At 39.5% G+C, this 15690-nt stretch carries 15 protein-coding genes; 6 read left to right on the forward strand and 9 right to left on the reverse strand.

Annotation, left to right across the window (positions count from 1 at the left end; all coding sequences use genetic code 11):
• Positions 1-36 precede the first annotated feature (36 nt).
• From I6F10_RS00630 to I6F10_RS00640, 3 genes are all read right to left on the reverse strand, one after another.
• Positions 37-270 carry a ChaB family protein gene (locus I6F10_RS00630; RefSeq protein WP_165743135.1) on the reverse strand — a complete coding sequence of 78 codons (234 nt, stop codon included), beginning with the start codon at positions 268-270 and terminating at the stop codon, positions 37-39.
• Between the two features lie 16 nt (positions 271-286).
• Complete coding sequence (gene sodC, locus I6F10_RS00635; RefSeq protein WP_197098184.1) at positions 287-856, reverse strand: superoxide dismutase family protein; 570 nt, start codon at positions 854-856, stop codon at positions 287-289.
• A gap of 378 nt (positions 857-1234) precedes the next feature.
• On the reverse strand, positions 1235-1729 hold the full coding sequence (locus I6F10_RS00640) for a general stress protein (RefSeq protein WP_024604742.1): 495 nt from the start codon (positions 1727-1729) through the stop codon (positions 1235-1237).
• A gap of 460 nt (positions 1730-2189) precedes the next feature.
• Between I6F10_RS00640 and I6F10_RS00645 the strand changes: the two genes are divergently transcribed.
• From I6F10_RS00645 to I6F10_RS00665, 5 genes are all read left to right on the forward strand, one after another.
• Positions 2190-2573 carry a hypothetical protein gene (locus I6F10_RS00645; protein WP_165743134.1) on the forward strand — a complete coding sequence of 128 codons (384 nt, stop codon included), beginning with the start codon at positions 2190-2192 and terminating at the stop codon, positions 2571-2573.
• A 271-nt stretch (positions 2574-2844) separates the two neighbouring features.
• Positions 2845-3090, forward strand: coding sequence for a DUF4235 domain-containing protein (locus tag I6F10_RS00650; protein WP_002958040.1), 246 nt, complete (start codon positions 2845-2847; stop codon positions 3088-3090).
• A 237-nt stretch (positions 3091-3327) separates the two neighbouring features.
• Positions 3328-3636: a hypothetical protein gene (locus tag I6F10_RS00655; protein WP_165743133.1), complete on the forward strand. Its 309-nt coding sequence runs from the start codon at positions 3328-3330 to the stop codon at positions 3634-3636.
• A 303-nt stretch (positions 3637-3939) separates the two neighbouring features.
• Positions 3940-5088 carry a hypothetical protein gene (locus I6F10_RS00660; protein ID WP_165743132.1) on the forward strand — a complete coding sequence of 383 codons (1149 nt, stop codon included), beginning with the start codon at positions 3940-3942 and terminating at the stop codon, positions 5086-5088.
• Between the two features lie 364 nt (positions 5089-5452).
• Positions 5453-7903, forward strand: coding sequence for a tetratricopeptide repeat protein (locus I6F10_RS00665; protein WP_165743131.1), 2451 nt, complete (start codon positions 5453-5455; stop codon positions 7901-7903).
• 599 nt (positions 7904-8502) lie between these two features.
• Here the strand turns inward: I6F10_RS00665 and I6F10_RS00670 are convergent.
• The 6 genes from I6F10_RS00670 to I6F10_RS00695 form a co-directional block, all read right to left on the reverse strand.
• Positions 8503-8787, reverse strand: a complete 285-nt coding sequence (locus tag I6F10_RS00670) for an addiction module antidote protein (protein ID WP_007579952.1) — start codon at positions 8785-8787, stop codon at positions 8503-8505.
• Between the two features lie 5 nt (positions 8788-8792).
• Positions 8793-9089 carry a type II toxin-antitoxin system RelE/ParE family toxin gene (locus I6F10_RS00675; protein ID WP_165743130.1) on the reverse strand — a complete coding sequence of 99 codons (297 nt, stop codon included), beginning with the start codon at positions 9087-9089 and terminating at the stop codon, positions 8793-8795.
• 248 nt (positions 9090-9337) lie between these two features.
• On the reverse strand, positions 9338-12229 hold the full coding sequence (gcvP, locus tag I6F10_RS00680; RefSeq protein WP_165743129.1) for an aminomethyl-transferring glycine dehydrogenase: 2892 nt from the start codon (positions 12227-12229) through the stop codon (positions 9338-9340).
• 175 nt (positions 12230-12404) lie between these two features.
• On the reverse strand, positions 12405-12794 hold the full coding sequence (gene gcvH / locus I6F10_RS00685; RefSeq protein ID WP_002958029.1) for a glycine cleavage system protein GcvH: 390 nt from the start codon (positions 12792-12794) through the stop codon (positions 12405-12407).
• Between the two features lie 73 nt (positions 12795-12867).
• Positions 12868-13950, reverse strand: a complete 1083-nt coding sequence (gene gcvT, locus I6F10_RS00690; protein WP_165743128.1) for a glycine cleavage system aminomethyltransferase GcvT — start codon at positions 13948-13950, stop codon at positions 12868-12870.
• A gap of 98 nt (positions 13951-14048) precedes the next feature.
• Positions 14049-14648, reverse strand: coding sequence for a hypothetical protein (locus I6F10_RS00695; RefSeq protein WP_002958026.1), 600 nt, complete (start codon positions 14646-14648; stop codon positions 14049-14051).
• Positions 14649-14774: 126 nt separating this feature from the next.
• On the opposite strand from I6F10_RS00695, the gene I6F10_RS00700 reads away from it, so the two are divergent.
• A complete protein-coding gene (locus I6F10_RS00700; RefSeq protein WP_165743127.1) occupies positions 14775-15626 on the forward strand; it encodes a LysR family transcriptional regulator in 852 nt (283 codons plus the stop codon).
• Positions 15627-15690 lie beyond the last annotated feature (64 nt).

Genomic DNA, 15690 nt, shown 5'->3' on the forward strand with positions numbered 1-15690 from the left:
TTTAATGCGTTAGCTTTGTTATTAGTTTGATCAAAGCTAGTTACTCGACTTTACCCAATTTCCATTATCATTTTTGCTATAACTGTTTTTAACCGCTGACCAAGCTACTTTGTGCGCTGTTGTTTCGCGGTCATCATCGTTTATTCTATCGCTTGGGTCTTCATAGGTATCCCATGCACTATTAAACGCCTCTTGATATATCTCTTGAGCATGTTTAGGTAAGTTACTTTTTACCGACTCAGGTAATTCATCACGATTTTTATATGGCATAACTTTCTCCTTGTATTTACTCAATTACGCCACAAGCAACACGTTTGCCACCGCCACCTAATGGCTTTGGCTTATCTGCATAGTTATCACTTCCTTCGTGAATCATTACTGCGTGTTGTTTAAGTTTTTCAAGCGTGAGCCTTGGCGCTAAAACAGGCGATTTAGCTTGGCCACTTTCATTTACATACAACGCCGGTAAATCGCCTAAATGGCCATCCCCCCAAGGAGCATCATGATGCTCGCTAGCTTTTGGATCGAAATGCCCACCAGCGGCGCCCCCCGGCACAACTTTCTCGCCTTTTTTCTTGGGTTCACAACTAGCAAATTGGTGAACATGAAAACCATGCTGCCCCGGTGTTAAACCTTTTAAACTTGGTGAAAAAACAACACCGTTATCATTTTCTGTTAGTGTAATAGTACCTAGTGATTGCCCTTGGCCTGACTTAGTTACTTGGTGCATTTGAACTTTTACATTAGCCAATGCGCTATTTTGTAGTAACACGCCAGTAAGTAATATTGCAAAAGTGGGTTTTAAAACGCGGGTTAAAGATCTTTTAGCGTTTGAATCAAACTGTAAACAACTCATCATCATCTCCTCGTTTAGTATCAAATTAATAAAACAATAACGCTAAATTAAGCGACTATTAAACAAGTAGTTTCAATGTATATACCAGCCCTACGCGAAAACATTATTTATGAACAATTTATTTTTAATTTATTGATTAGAAAGTAAATTTATAGTTTTTATTAAACTTAAATAAGTAGCTAATTAACTAACAAAACTGACTTTCAGCCAAAGATTGAGCAAAAACCAAGGCATATTTACAAACAAAATGGCAACTTTACAAAACTCATAAAAGGAGATTACCAACGATCCAGCTCAAAAAACCAAGTTAAAAAAACGAAAAAAAAGGTGAAACTAAGTTTCACCTTTATAATTAATTTTGAAACTAATTAGTTAGCGTTAAGCCGTAGAAACGTTACTTGCGCCTGCATTGTTAAGTATTTCTTCAATAGCGTTTTTGTTGTCACTATCGTACTTAACACCAATTAATATAGAGCCCTTTTCAATGGCATCTTCATAATATTTAATTTCGTGCTCAGGGATAAACGCACCAATTGCAGCGCCTAAAGTACCACCTACTGCGGCGCCTGCACCACCAGCTGCAAATGCTGCGACTAATGGTCCGGCAACTAATAAGCCCGTACCACCTGTTGCTACAGTACCCACTGCAGTAAAACCGCCAATAATAGCAGCAAGAATACCACCTGAAGCCGCGCCTACAAGGCCACCTTCAGCCGCTTTTGTACCTTCGTCTACAGCAAAATCTTCCTTTGCGTATGAGTCATTGGCTACAATGCTTATGTTAGCTTCATTAATACCTAAAGCTTCTAATCTATAAATTGCGAGTGTTGCTTGTGATGCACTTTCGAATAACCCAGTAATAACGGTACTCATAATAACTCCTTTATTTATTTAAGAAAATACACTTACTACTAAGCAAAACCCAAACCAATAAATTTACTATTTAAAATCAATAAGATAAAACAAAACCCATAACTAACCCTTTCATTGTTAGAGTAAAAATTGCCAAATTTTGTAAAAAACTCCTATCTACAAAAAAACGCCTTACGAAATAAAGGGAGGTTTTTATTACTCTTTTGTTTATGGTTATTACCGTGCTTAACAATAAAATTAAAAACACCAAAAGAGCATTTTTTCATACGCTTTAAAGGTTAAAAAAGACGCTTACCCTCTTCAACCCCCTACCCAGTTACAATTGTGTTTTATTAATTCAGTAAAGAGTCAGCCTAATTTTGTTATCACTACGGCTAATTTTTCGGTGCGCATAAATCGTAAAATACTGTGCTAAATCTCCTTTTTATATTGCCCTGCTATTAGCAGATATAGGCCGGCCATGGATTACGAAAACAACTTTTTAAGTCAATCACAGCAAGCTGCACTTCAACAATCGCTAATTAATACCAAGCTTTTAAGTCGCCTTTCAGTAAATAGTGAAGATGTACCTTCGCTTGAGCAACAAGCTTATGGGGCTATTGCAGTTATGCTTTATCGCTTTAATTTACAAAAAATAAAATGGTCATCATTTTTAAAAACGGCAATAAACATAGCTAGCAACGCCTGCCAATGGCTAGCCAGCGAGCTTACAAGATGCCAACAAGAATACAAAGCCCAACCTAATGACGCTGTAATAATTGAGCAAAACGCTTTTTTGAATGGCATTTTTAGCGAAGAGCTCGCCTATATTGACGCCTTACTAGGTACTGAGTTACTAACTTAAGAAATACCCTAACAACAGTAGAGTAATCTTTAGCTTAATATTCTAACTAATGCCACGGTATTGGTTGCTCTATAACCACCACCCCTCAACTAAGTTAGCATCAGGCTAATGCTTCAAATTGATTGGTATTATTGCGGGTAGATATAAATGCTTTGTGTTTCTCGTAATACCTATTTTAAGCCTATCGGTATATAAATTGCTGTTAATACTGTTCTTACTTAAAGAGTTACCTATTAATAACTCAAGTTACAACTAAATAATCGAGGATAATATGAGTAATAAACAGCTAATTACGACAATAGGTATAGGTCTGGCCGCTGCATCTGCAGGTATGTTAACAAGGAAAACTTTACAAAAATCGTGGGAAAAGGTTACCAACGAACCAGCACCAAAAGATAGACCAAGCGAAGAAACAGATCTTAAAGAGGCCGTTACATGGGCAGTAGTCTCAGGTATTGGTGCGGGTGTTGCAAGAATGGCCGTACGCTACGTACTAGACAAGCGCCGCTCCAAATAAACCGTCCCAATTAATACCTCTTATAAGTATTAAACGTAATACGGAGAGGCTCAAAAGGCGGCTTGCGACAGCTACTCCTGTGTTGTCGCAAGCAACTTAAAAAAACCTCAAACAAGGTTATTTAACCATAGAGTTAAAACACATTAACTCCCTTTCAAAGTTGTTGCCTGCCTACAAGCTTGCGTATAATGCCCACATTCCGGCTGCATTTTTTAGCCGCTAACTTGGATTTTAATAATGAAAAAACTCTCTGCAGTGCAAATAAAACAGCAAGCACTTGTACTTAATACTGCCGAAAAATTAGAAGAACAAGGCCGCGCTGAGCTCCCAGGCATGCTGCAATGCTGGTTTGATGTGGAATATCACTTATTTCCAAGTTCATTACTGCTGTGCTTTCAGTTTGAAAACGAGCAAGCCTTAGCCGTCGCAGAGCCTGATTTATTAAAGTGGCAAAAGCGTTTAAGCGGCGCAATGCTTAAAAAAGGCGTTATTTTAAAAGATATGCGTAAACATTTAAAATTTACGCTCAAAGGGCCTGACGATTAAAACGAGGTTTTTAAAGGGGTATAAAGCCTTTTACTCGTGTAGCCGAAGCGCATAAAACTATAATGAAAAACCGTAGCATTAATGCTACGGTTTTTTACTTTTATTAGAGCTTAAAGTAGTACCTATAAAGATCAATTTTTGACTCAGGGATTTTTATTAGCCGATGATACTAATTGGCCGTTCAACAATACTAATGCACGGCAAAAGCAAATTTCAGTCGATTCAACGTTAATCGGTTGCCCTAAGTTAGCAATAGTAGGATAGTAAATTACACATAAAAAATAGCCTTATATTAGGAATATTATGATCAAAGTATTATTAGCGACCAGCTTAATAGCCTCTTCATTCGCTGCTTTAAGTAATCCTTTAACTGTTGAAGAACAGCGTATCAACAAAGCCCAATCTGCAATGCCAAATGTTTTAAATGCATTTACCTCACAAGTATCAAGTTTTGAGCAACAATTTAAAGAATTAAACGACTTTAAAAGTGCAAAAATATTAGTACAAAGCTTTAGCTTTGAACTATGGGAAAACGCAAAACAACGCATAATAAAAACCAATAACTACGACGACCGAGAGCTCTACTGGGCACGCCTGCTTTCAAGCAAAGTAATACGCACAACGTCACCTAAATTTTCAATTACGCAGGCTCAACTAAATACTTTACTAACCCTACTTGAAGAAGGCAGCAGAGGACGTACCGATCTTACTTTTTCATCAGGCAGCACTAAAAAAATATTACTTACAGGCTTTGACCCTTTTTTACTCGATAAAAACATAAACCAAAGTAACCCCTCAGGTGTTGCGGCGTTATTACTCGACGGCCAAGTTATTAATTACAACGGCATAAGCGCAGAAATTAACACCGTTATGGTGCCTGTACGCTACGAAGACTTTGATCAAGGTATAATAGAATCACTACTTGCCCCTTACTACGCACTTAATAATGTAGACATGGTAGTAACCGTAAGTATGGGCAGAACAGAATTTGATTTAGAGCGTTTCCCAGGTAAACGCCGCAGTGTAACCGCCCCCGATAATGCCAATATTGTGTATGGTGGAACGCAAACAAGCCCAGTAATACCAAAACTTAATGGCCGACCACTCCCGGGCAACGAGTTTGTAAAATTTAGCTTGCCAGTAAATTACATGCAACAAGCTAAAGGCCCTTATAAAGTTATCGACAATCACGAAGTCACCACGCTTGAAAAAACCTATAAAGCGGGTTCGTACGGCGAGCTTAAAAATAGTATTGCGGTAAATGGCGGCGGCGGTGGTTACCTGTCTAACGAAATATCGTATAGGAGTATTCGCCTACGCGATGCGCTTAATTCAAGTATACCTACAGGGCATATTCATACCCCACGTATACAACAGTTCGAACCTGAAACAGAAGCTAAAATAGTAAAACAAATAAAGGCAATGCTAGAGCAAAGCTTAGTCGCGCTATAGTTTATAACTACCAGTTTAAGCGTATAAAGAAAGGCAATAACATTGCCCTTTATTTTCTCACGCACTCTCACACGGTTAATCACATGGTAAACGCATTCTTAAACTCTACTCGTCGTGGTCTCGACAGAGAAATTAACTCGATGAGCAATAAACTAAAAACCTAGGTACTTGATGTGTAATAAAAGTTTGGCGCCTTAAGTTTCAAATGGGTCATCTTTTGGATTTGTAGCAATTAACTTTATATGCAGTAAACTATAAATCTAGACCTTTGATAAATAAAATTAAGATTTGCCCCATTAGTTTTTTAAAACTTATATAACACTGGTTGATAACTGAGACAATAATAAAAATAGATAGGATTAAAATGATAAATATTTATCAACAACAACTAGCTCATGCTGAAAATTTAAAAAACCCAAGCGAGAAGTTGTCGTTTCTAACCGCAATATTGAGATCTCTTTTGCAATTATGTGGAACGACTTCATTAGAAGTGGTAAAAGAATTAACACCTACTGATGATCCCGCTCTTGATGAATTAATTGAAAGGTTTCGCACTCCATCTGATGGAATGCCAATACAGATTCTTGATAAAACCATTACTATTATCCGTAGCTTTGTTGATCCTCGGTTTTTAACTGGGTGGTTTGAAGCGACAGCTAGACACAATCCCTGTATTAGTAAGCAATTACAAGAGTGGGTTGAGTTCAGAAATACTTTCAGTGCACATGGAGTTTTAGATCAGCAAAAAACTAAAAAATGGTCTGAGAAAACTCAATCGTTAATAATCTCTTGTCTTGATATATTCAAACAAGCTATTCCCGAAGTTCAGCCTAAAGATAAACTAAAAATCTCTTTTAATAAAAGCGACCTAAACATTAAAACTCCACTTTTAGTCAACAACCACGCAGTTGTAATTTCAAAAGTAGTCCAGAAACCTTCAGGATGGAAAATGAAGGTTCAGCTCTTATCTAATACAAATTCAGAAGTAAGAACAATAGATCTAATAGAGTCAAATGTATTTGCTAATTTAGAAAGTGTTGCCGATATATATAAAATTGTAGAAGTTCTAAATAATGAAGTTGAACAAATATTAGAACACAATATTCCAGTTAGACTAACAGACAACTTTGAAGGGAGGCAAAACGAAATAGGCCTTCTTAAAGACTGGTTGGAGGATGAGGACTCTAGGAGGTGCTTAATATATGGGGATGGGGGGTATGGTAAAACAACCTTAGTGCTTGAAGCTCTAAACCTATTGTTGGAAGGGGATCTAAATATAAACAGGGAACTACCTAGCGTAATTTGCTATTACACTGCAAAAAAAACTAGATGGACCTCTGAAGGGTTAACTTATTATACTAGTGTTGAACCTGTAATTGATGAAAGTATAAGAGAGCTACTTAAGTGCCTATTCACTGTTTTACCTTCCGAATGGTATAAGACTAGTGGAAGAGCTCTCGTTGATAAAGCTGCTAATGAGCTTAAGAGCAATAAGCTTACTAGAGATGATATATTAATTATTTTAGATAATACCGAAACACTAGCTACCACGTCACAACAAACAAAAGAATTAGGCCGGTTAATAGAGCTAATAGGTAAAACTATCGGTAGAGTAATTATCACATCAAGACGACAGGAAAGTATTGAAGCGAAACAAGTTTTAATAGAAGGTTTATCTGAATCAGAATGCGTAAACTTACTAAAAGCTCTCGCTAAAGAACATAATGCAGAGTCAATAACCAAAGCTGGAGAATCAAATTTAAGGAAAGTTTCCAGAAAGCTAATGAAAAAACCAATACTTTTAGAAGCGCTTGCCGTTTATATTGGCAGAGCTAAAGTTGGTATAGAGCAAGCTTTGGAAAATTTATATAGAAAATCAAATGACGAGCTATTAGAGTTTTTGTATGAAGACGCATGGGAACGTATAACTGATTTACAAAAAGAAGCTTTTTATGTCATCGTCTCTCTAACGTGCCCTTTAGATAAATACTCTGTTAGCCGTGCCTGCCAATTTGTTGAAATTCAACATAGCGAGTTTCAAGCAAGCCTTTCTGAAACCCACTTCTCTACAATCACTGATTACGGTTCTTATTACGAATTAGAGTTGGCAGATCTAGCCCATCGTTTTTTTCAAAAGAAACTAAATGAGCAACCTAAAGAGATACAAGAAAAAATGCAGCGCTTGGCCTCTGAAGTAGACCTATATAGCTCTAAAAGACACGATATTGAGCAAGCTTACAGAAGAGACCGAGTTGCTGAAGCATTTAGAAATGAATATGCAAAGGCAGCTAAAGTAGAGTCAGATAAAGGTAATACTCAATTAGCTATAGATATGTTTGAGTTGGCGCTCGAAGAAGATCCTTTAAACTCGGCTTTACACGATCGTTTCGCCTTGCTTTTACTAAATAAAACCGATTTTTTTAATCGAGCAAAGAATATAGCTGAAAAAGCTATACAACTTAATCCGAAAAATTGTGATGCTGTCGTAACCTTAGCGTTAATATATTACCGCTTAGATGAATTACAAATTGCAGACTCTTACATTGATAACTCAGTTACATTAGGTAGAACTTTATCATTTGCTTTACTTAGGAAAGCAATGGCGAGATACCACAAAGCCAGAAAATTAACCGATGTAGACATAAAACAAGCAGTTCAACTTAATCAAGTAGCACGAAATATGCTTACAAAAGCAGAAAAACAGAATCAAATAAAAGATGGCTACGATGCAAAAAACCTAGTTAACATCCAAAAATATCAGCAATTTTTGTTAAGGCAAGCTTCAGAACTGGAGAAAATTATAAAAAACAACTAATAGACAGCTAACTGTACTTCATTTTTTCTTAGAAAGGCGAACCATCTATGGTTCGCTTTTTAATTTATGAGCTCAGCAAGCCAGAGGGGGAAATTTTGACTTCATACATCAAGATATTTGTTGATAAATATTGCATTTTGCTATGACCAAACACCAACCTCACGTTTAACACCCTTCCCCGTCATCACGCCCTGAAAATAAACAATTGATGAGTGATGTCGCGCATGGATGCGCGATAAGGCGAAATTAGGCCATGGATGGCCTATCTTCGCCGTTTACGTTCACATCAATTGTGCATTGAAGGATTAAGCGTGATGCTCGGGTGCGCTGAGAGCGTCCAGAGAGGGACCAGCGGCAGCCCCTCTTTGGCTGCCGTCGCCAGCGCGACAAAACCTTGAATAAGGTTTCTAATCTTTAAAAAGTGCCAAACGTATTCGCGTTATCTGTAATAGTAACCTCAAGCACCTATTTAAATACTTATTCGGGCTATCGCCCGCGCGTCAGCAAGCTAAACGCCTACAACTAATAACACATACTCTTGGCTTTTAAGCGAGTAAGTATATTTGTGAATTGTTGGGCTTCGTTTCACTCTACCTAGCCTATGCAACTTGTGTTGTAAGGCGAAAGTTAAGTGCTTTCATCACTTTAAAAATAGTTTCCCAACGTGGTTTAGTTTTACCGTTAACTGCTTTATATAAGCTTTCACGGTTTAGCCCCGTTGCTTTAGCAATATCACTCACGCCATGCTTTTTAACTAATAAGCCAAGTGCTTCAATAAAGGTATTTGGATCATCATCAGCTAAACACTCTTCTAAAAATGTATTAATTTCTTGCTGTGTTTCCATATAGTCAAACGGGTTAAAATCTGATGTTTGTAGCGCCATAGTAATTACTCCAATTCACTTAAAAGGGCTTTTGCTTTGGTAATGTCTTTACCTTGTGTGCCTTTGTGTCCACCATTGAGTAGTAAAATAACTTCACCGCCTCTAATTATGTAATAAACACGATAGCCTTTCCCTACGAAAATTCGCATTTCAGATATGCCACCACCAACAGATTCACTATCGCCAAAGTTTCCATTTATGGCACGTGTAATACGTTTAGCTATCGCCATAAAAGCTTGACGATCTTTGAGCTTTTTAAGCCATTTATCGAACTCGTCGGTTTTCTTAATACGATATTTCATAAAACAATTGTAGCCCAAGGGCTACACACGTGCAATTTTATTTAAGGGTTACCGAATTTTGATTTAACAATCAACGCGTCAGCAAGCTAAACGCCTATAACAAATAACACATACTCTTGGCTTTTGAGCGAGTAAGTATAGTTGTGATTTGTTAGGAATCACCACACACAAAAAAACCGCTGCATCGCTGCAACGGCTTTTATAATTTTGATAAATTCCCAATCTTTAATTGGAAATTTTAAAAATTATCAATCTCTATATGTCTCAACCGCAGGGCATGAACATACTAAGTTACGGTCGCCGTATACGTCATCAATACGTGTAACGGTTGGCCAAAACTTGTTTTTAGCCACTGCAGGCACTGGAAATGCAGCGTAAAAACGGTCGTACGCGCGGTCCCATTCGTTACCTAACACGTCGCCTTGTGTATGTGGTGCAAACACTAGCGGGTTGTTTTCGATTGACCATTCGCCAGAAATTACTTTTTCAATTTCGCCTTTAATTGACACCATTGCTTCGATAAAGCGGTCAATCTCACCTTTTGATTCTGACTCAGTTGGCTCAATCATTAATGTGCCAGCTACTGGGAACGACATAGTTGGTGAATGGAAGCCGTAATCTTGCAAGCGCTTAGCTACGTCCATTTCAGTAATGCCTGATTGCTCTTTAAGCGGGCGTAAGTCAACAATACATTCGTGAGCAACACGGTTGTTACGACCACGGTACAAAATTGGGAAGTACTTGCTTAGCTCGTGTGTTAAGTAGTTAGCATTAACAATGGCCATTTCAGTAGCTTGCTTTAAGCCCTCTGAACCCATCATGGTGATGTAAGCCCATGAAATAGGTAAAATAGCGGCTGAGCCGTAAGGCGCTGCCGATACCGCACCGTTACCGATGTTAGTACCTGGTACGTTAATTACGCTATGGTTTGGCATAAACGGCGCAAGGTGCGATTTAACACCAATTGGGCCAACACCTGGACCACCGCCACCGTGTGGAATACAAAACGTTTTATGCAAGTTTAAGTGCGATACGTCTGAGCCAATAAAGCCTGGGCTTGTTACGCCAACTTGCGCGTTCATGTTTGCGCCGTCCATGTAAACTTGGCCGCCGTGCTCATGAATAATGTCACAAATTTCGCGAATTGTTTCCTCGTATACACCGTGCGTAGACGGGTATGTGATCATGATGCACGATAAGTTTTCAGACACTTCCTCAGCTTTCGCTTTAAGGTCGCTCATGTCTACGTTACCGTTTTTGTCGCAGTTAACTACCACAATTTTCATGCTCGCCATTTGCGCTGATGCAGGGTTAGTACCGTGCGCAGAGCTTGGGATCAAACATACATTACGGTGTGCATCGCCGCGTGACTCGTGGTATTTACGAATCGCGATTAAGCCTGCGTATTCACCTTGTGCACCAGAGTTTGGCTGAAGTGATACTGCATCGTAACCGGTAATGTTTACTAGCCAGTCGTGTAACTCGCCAATCATTATTTGGTAACCCTCTGCTTGATCAAGCGGGCAGAATGGGTGAAGGTTTGCAAACTCAGGCCACGTAATTGGGATCATCTCAGCAGTCGCGTTTAGTTTCATGGTACATGAGCCTAACGAGATCATTGAGTGATTAAGCGATAAATCTTTGCTTTCTAGTCGCTTAATGTAGCGAAGCATGTCTGTTTCGCTGTGGTAGCTGTTAAAGTTTGGATGCGTTAGTACTTCATCGTCACGTACTAAACTTGCAGGGATTGACTCGCTGCCATTTGCTTCAACGTCGGCTGCAATAGCGTCAACACTTAGGCCATGGCCTTCGCCTAAAATAATATCGAATAACTCAGTAATATCGGCGCGTGTTGTTGTCTCTGATACCGAAATTGAATACTCGCCTTCGTGATTTGTTGCAAAGTTTACGCCTTTTGCAATTGCACGCGCTATTACGTCGTCTTTGCTGTCGCTTACTACTGTTAGTGTATCAAACCAAGTGCTGTGCTTAAGTGCGATGCCTTTAGCTTTAAGACCACTTGCTAAAATATCAGCAAAGCGATGTATACGCTGCGCGATAGTTTTTAAGCCTTGTGGGCCGTGGTACACCGCGTAAAACGCTGCCATGTTGGCAAGTAATACTTGTGCTGTACAAATGTTTGAGTTGGCTTTGTCGCGGCGAATGTGCTGTTCGCGCGTTTGCATTGCCATACGTAGTGCGTCGTTACCTAAACGGTCTTTAGATACACCAATAATACGACCTGGTAATGAACGTTTGTATGCGTCACGTGTTGCAAAAAATGCAGCGTGTGGACCGCCGTAACCCATAGGTACGCCAAAACGTTGAGCCGAACCAAGTACTACGTCTGCGCCTAGTTTACCCGGTGCTTTTAATAGTAATAAACTCATTATGTCGGCAGCAACACAGGCAATGGCCTTTTTGCTTTGTACGCCAGCAATTAGGTCAGTTATATCTACCACTTCGCCTGATGTAGTTGGGTATTGGAACAATGCACCAAAAATGTCGTGGTTTACGGCATCTTCTGCTTTACCTACAATTATTTCAAAACCAAACTGCTCGGCACGCGTTGTTACTACGTCGATTGTTTGTGTGTGTACGTCGTCGGCAATAAAAAAGGCATTGGCTTTTTTAGCTTTTGATACGCGTTTTGCAAGGCCCATAGCCTCTGCAGCGGCTGTTGATTCGTCAAGTAGTGACGCACTTGCTAAATCAAGACCAGTTAAATCTAGGGTCATAGTTTGGAAGTTTAATAATGATTCTAAACGCCCTTGAGCAATCTCTGGCTGATACGGTGTGTACGCTGTATACCAACCTGGGTTTTCTAGTACGTTACGTAAAATTACGTGCGGTACGTTAGTTGGGTGGTAGCCTTGGCCAATGTACGATTTGAAAACTTTATTTTTGCTGGCTACTGATTTTAAGTAGCTTAGTGTTTCAACTTCAGTACGGCTTTGTCCAACTGTTAGCGGCTGCTCTAGACGAATGCTAGCCGGTACAGTTTGGTCAATGAGCTCTTGCACACTCGATACTTCTAAAGCACTTAGCATATCGCTTACTTGTGCTGGGCTTGGCCCAATATGGCGGCGAATAAAATCTTGCTTTTGCTCTAGTTCTTCAAGAGATTTGGCGTTTGACATGTGTCCAGATTCCTATGATCCAAAAAATGTGGCTACTGCTGATGGGTAAATAGCAATAACTTAAAATTCTTATGATTTAACAGCTTACTTTGTATGGAAAAGTTAACTGTAAAATCATAAAAGCCCCGATATCTAAATAAAACACGCGGGGCTTTTAGTTATCTACAAAGAATAATTATTCTTCGTCGATAGTGTGCGAGTAACCTTCAGCGTCTAATAAGTTGTCTAGCTCAGACTCGTCAGATGCTTTAATACGGAATAACCAACCGTCGCCGTAAGCGTCGTTGTTTACCGTTTCAGGAGAGTCTTCAAGTTCTTCGTTAATAGCAACAATTTCGCCACTGATAGGTGCGTAAATGTCTGATGCTGCTTTAACTGACTCTGCTACTGCACAGTCTTCGCCAGCGTCTACTTCGTCGCCAACTTCTGGTAATTCAACAAATACCATGTCGCCAAGAAGTTCTTGTGCATGCTCAGAAATACCAACAGTAAATGTACCGTCGCCTTCGTTACGAACCCACTCGTGTGAAGGTGCGTATTTTAACTCGCTAGGAATGTTGCTCATTTTATTTGTCCTTTGGTTTATATTGGGAGGATATCAATCACTGTAATTACACTGATTGATATAACCAAATTATTTAAATTATTGATTTACCGTTACGTACAAAGCTAGGCTTTACTACTTTAACGTTTACTAATTTTTTACGCATTTCTACTTGAGCTGTATCGCCTGTTGAACGTGGTACACGTGCAAGGGCTACACTAAAACCAAGTGTTGGTGAGAAAGTACCTGAGGTAATAACCCCTTCACCACCATCAACAATTACTTTAGAACCGCTACGCAAAACGCCTTTTTCTTCAAACACTAAGCCAACTAGTTTGTCAGTGCTTTTTTCTGCGCGTTGCTTAACAAGTACGTCACGACCAATAAAGTCACGATCTTCTGGTTCCCATGCAATGGTCCATGCCATGTTAGCTGCAAGTGGTGATACGCTTTCGTCCATATCTAGGCCGTAAAGGTTCATACCTGCTTCTAAACGTAGCGTGTCGCGTGCGCCTAAACCAGCAGGCTTAACACCTGCGTCTAGCAGTTGTTGCCATAAATCGGCTGCTTGGTCGTTCGGTACTACTATTTCGTAACCGTCTTCGCCAGTATAACCCGTTGTGGCAATAAATAAATCACCTACTTGAACACCAAAAAACGGCTTCATACCTTCAACAGCGGCTTGTTGCTCAGCATTTAAAAGAGTAGCTGTTTTTGCTTTAGCGTTAGGCCCTTGCACTGCAATCATTGCAAACTCTGGGCGCTCTGTAACAGTGACGTCAAAGTCGCTCGATACGTTAGCTAAATGCGCTAGGTCTTTTTCGCGCGTTGCTGAGTTAACAACTAGGCGGTAAAAGGTTTCGCTAAAGAAATAAATAATTAAGTCGTCTATTACACCGCCTTGCTCGTTAAGCATGCCTGTGTAAAGCGCTTTACCTGGTACGGTTAATTTTGCAACGTCGTTAGCTACTAGCTTACGTAAAAATGCTTGTGCTTGAGGCCCTTTAATATCAACAATTGTCATGTGTGATACATCAAACATACCAGCGTCGGTACGCACGCTATTGTGTTCTTCTATTTGTGAGCCGTAGTTGATTGGCATTTCCCAGCCATGAAAATCAACCATTTTTGCGCCCGCTTCTAGGTGCTTAGCATGTAGTACAGTTTTAGAAGTCATAACATTCCTTCACGTTTAAATTAACCCTGTTTAGGGCGTGGCTTAAATAGATATAAAAACAGGTAAACATTGTTATGCTCGCCTGTTGTTTGTATTCGTTATGCGGCTTCACTATGCATAAGTGCAAAACCTTGCGCTTGCATGTAGCTTTGCCATTTTTGTAATTCTTGTTGTTTAGCGACTAATACAAAGTGTTGTTCGTCGTTTTTATCAATGGCGGTAATAAATACATCACCGCTTTGTGCACCGTAGCAAAGTTGCGCGTCAGAAAGGCGCAAACCGGGTGTTAATTTAAAAGCATTTACTAGAGTATCAAACGCGTTGTCGCCACTTAAAATAAAGCTTGCTAGGTCGGTGCGTACTACATAATCAATATCAAAACGTAGTTGTTGCTCGTTTATAAGTGCTTGTAGTTGAAGGCTTGCGTTGTGTGGCAGTACGAATCTAAAGGCGGTTTCGCTAAAGTAATAAACAGCAAAACTGTAGTCAGAATTATAGTCGCCATCAAGCGTGCCTTTTAAGCCTAAACCACTGGCGGTAAGCTTAGTTAAATCAAGGCCTAAAATAGTGCTTAAAAATACACTGGTTTCGGTGCCGCTAAAATCCATTACAACGTGATTGTTGTTAGTTTGCAAAGCGTTAGTAACCGCACTACTTGCGTTGCTGTGGCGGGCAAACATTATTGGGTTAAAAGTCATAACAAACACCTGTGTATTTTTGATTACAAAAGTATATTGCCCACGCCTATCAACAACAAATTGTAATTATTTATCAATTGATAAATAATACTTATATATATAGCCATATAAATTGTAATTTTAAATATGAAAAACATATCAACAGACGGTTTACGTACTTTTGTAATGGTAGTTGAAATAGGTGGTTTTGCTAAAGCAGGCGATTTACTTGGCCTGTCGCAACCTGCTGTAAGTTTGCAAATAAAGCGCTTAGAAGACGTGCTTGGCTATAAACTATTTAAAAAACAAGGGCAGCGCCAAGTATTAAACCAGTACGGCGAGTTATTATTGCCTTTGGCAAAACAAATGATGCAACACAACGATGCTATTTTGCAGCAGTTCACCTCAGAAAACATTGCAGGTAAAGTGCGCTTGGGTATTCCGAGCGAATTTGCAGCGCGTATTTTACCCTCAATTATTGGCGACTTTGTGGCGCTCTACCCTGAGGTGTCGTTAGAGGTTAAGTCGCGTTTAAGTAAGCATTTGCTTTCGGCTTCTCGCCAAGATCAGTTTGATTTAGTACTTGCGCTAAATGAGCGACTCAACTCTGATAAGTTTCCTATTTTTATGCAAGACGAACTAGTGTGGGTGGGCGACCTTTCACTTGCGCATAACGAGGTGGTTACCCTAGTTACCGCACCAGAGGGGTGTATTTATCGTCGCCGTGCTACTGATGCATTAAAAAGTGCAGGCATTAAATACCGAATAGTTTATAGCAACGCCGATTTAACCGGCCTTATTGCTGCATTAAAAGAAGGCTTAGGTATTACGGTACTTGCCAAAAGTACAGTACCGAGTGAGCTTAACTATCAGGTTCAAACCAAACATTTACCCACTCTTGGTAATATTGGTATTAGTTTAATTAAAAGTTCGGGTGAATCGGATCATGCAGTAGATAAGCTCGCGGAGTTTATAGCGCTACGTTTAGGTTATAGCTAATCAAAACTTTATAACGAGTAAAGCAATTACAAACTAATACAAAAGAAACAATTTAGTTAACAAA

This window comes from Pseudoalteromonas sp. SWYJZ98, assembly GCF_015864495.1.
GTDB classification, from domain to species: Bacteria; Pseudomonadota; Gammaproteobacteria; order Enterobacterales; family Alteromonadaceae; genus Pseudoalteromonas; species Pseudoalteromonas distincta.

Excerpts from the sequence above, each read along its gene's own strand:
- I6F10_RS00700 (WP_165743127.1), top strand. The coding sequence starts at position 14,775 with ATGAAAAACATATCAACAGACGGTTTACGTACTTTTGTAATGGTAGTT.
- gcvH (WP_002958029.1), bottom strand. The coding sequence starts at position 12,794 with ATGAGCAACATTCCTAGCGAGTTAAAATACGCACCTTCACACGAGTGG.
- I6F10_RS00630 (WP_165743135.1), bottom strand. The coding sequence starts at position 270 with ATGCCATATAAAAATCGTGATGAATTACCTGAGTCGGTAAAAAGTAAC.
- I6F10_RS00665 (WP_165743131.1), top strand. The coding sequence starts at position 5,453 with ATGATAAATATTTATCAACAACAACTAGCTCATGCTGAAAATTTAAAA.
- I6F10_RS00660 (WP_165743132.1), top strand. The coding sequence starts at position 3,940 with ATGATCAAAGTATTATTAGCGACCAGCTTAATAGCCTCTTCATTCGCT.
- I6F10_RS00645 (WP_165743134.1), top strand. The coding sequence starts at position 2,190 with ATGGATTACGAAAACAACTTTTTAAGTCAATCACAGCAAGCTGCACTT.
- I6F10_RS00655 (WP_165743133.1), top strand. The coding sequence starts at position 3,328 with ATGAAAAAACTCTCTGCAGTGCAAATAAAACAGCAAGCACTTGTACTT.
- gcvT (WP_165743128.1), bottom strand. The coding sequence starts at position 13,950 with ATGACTTCTAAAACTGTACTACATGCTAAGCACCTAGAAGCGGGCGCA.
- I6F10_RS00670 (WP_007579952.1), bottom strand. The coding sequence starts at position 8,787 with ATGGCGCTACAAACATCAGATTTTAACCCGTTTGACTATATGGAAACA.
- sodC (WP_197098184.1), bottom strand. The coding sequence starts at position 856 with ATGAGTTGTTTACAGTTTGATTCAAACGCTAAAAGATCTTTAACCCGC.
- I6F10_RS00695 (WP_002958026.1), bottom strand. The coding sequence starts at position 14,648 with ATGACTTTTAACCCAATAATGTTTGCCCGCCACAGCAACGCAAGTAGT.
- I6F10_RS00675 (WP_165743130.1), bottom strand. The coding sequence starts at position 9,089 with ATGAAATATCGTATTAAGAAAACCGACGAGTTCGATAAATGGCTTAAA.
- gcvP (WP_165743129.1), bottom strand. The coding sequence starts at position 12,229 with ATGTCAAACGCCAAATCTCTTGAAGAACTAGAGCAAAAGCAAGATTTT.
- I6F10_RS00640 (WP_024604742.1), bottom strand. The coding sequence starts at position 1,729 with ATGAGTACCGTTATTACTGGGTTATTCGAAAGTGCATCACAAGCAACA.
- I6F10_RS00650 (WP_002958040.1), top strand. The coding sequence starts at position 2,845 with ATGAGTAATAAACAGCTAATTACGACAATAGGTATAGGTCTGGCCGCT.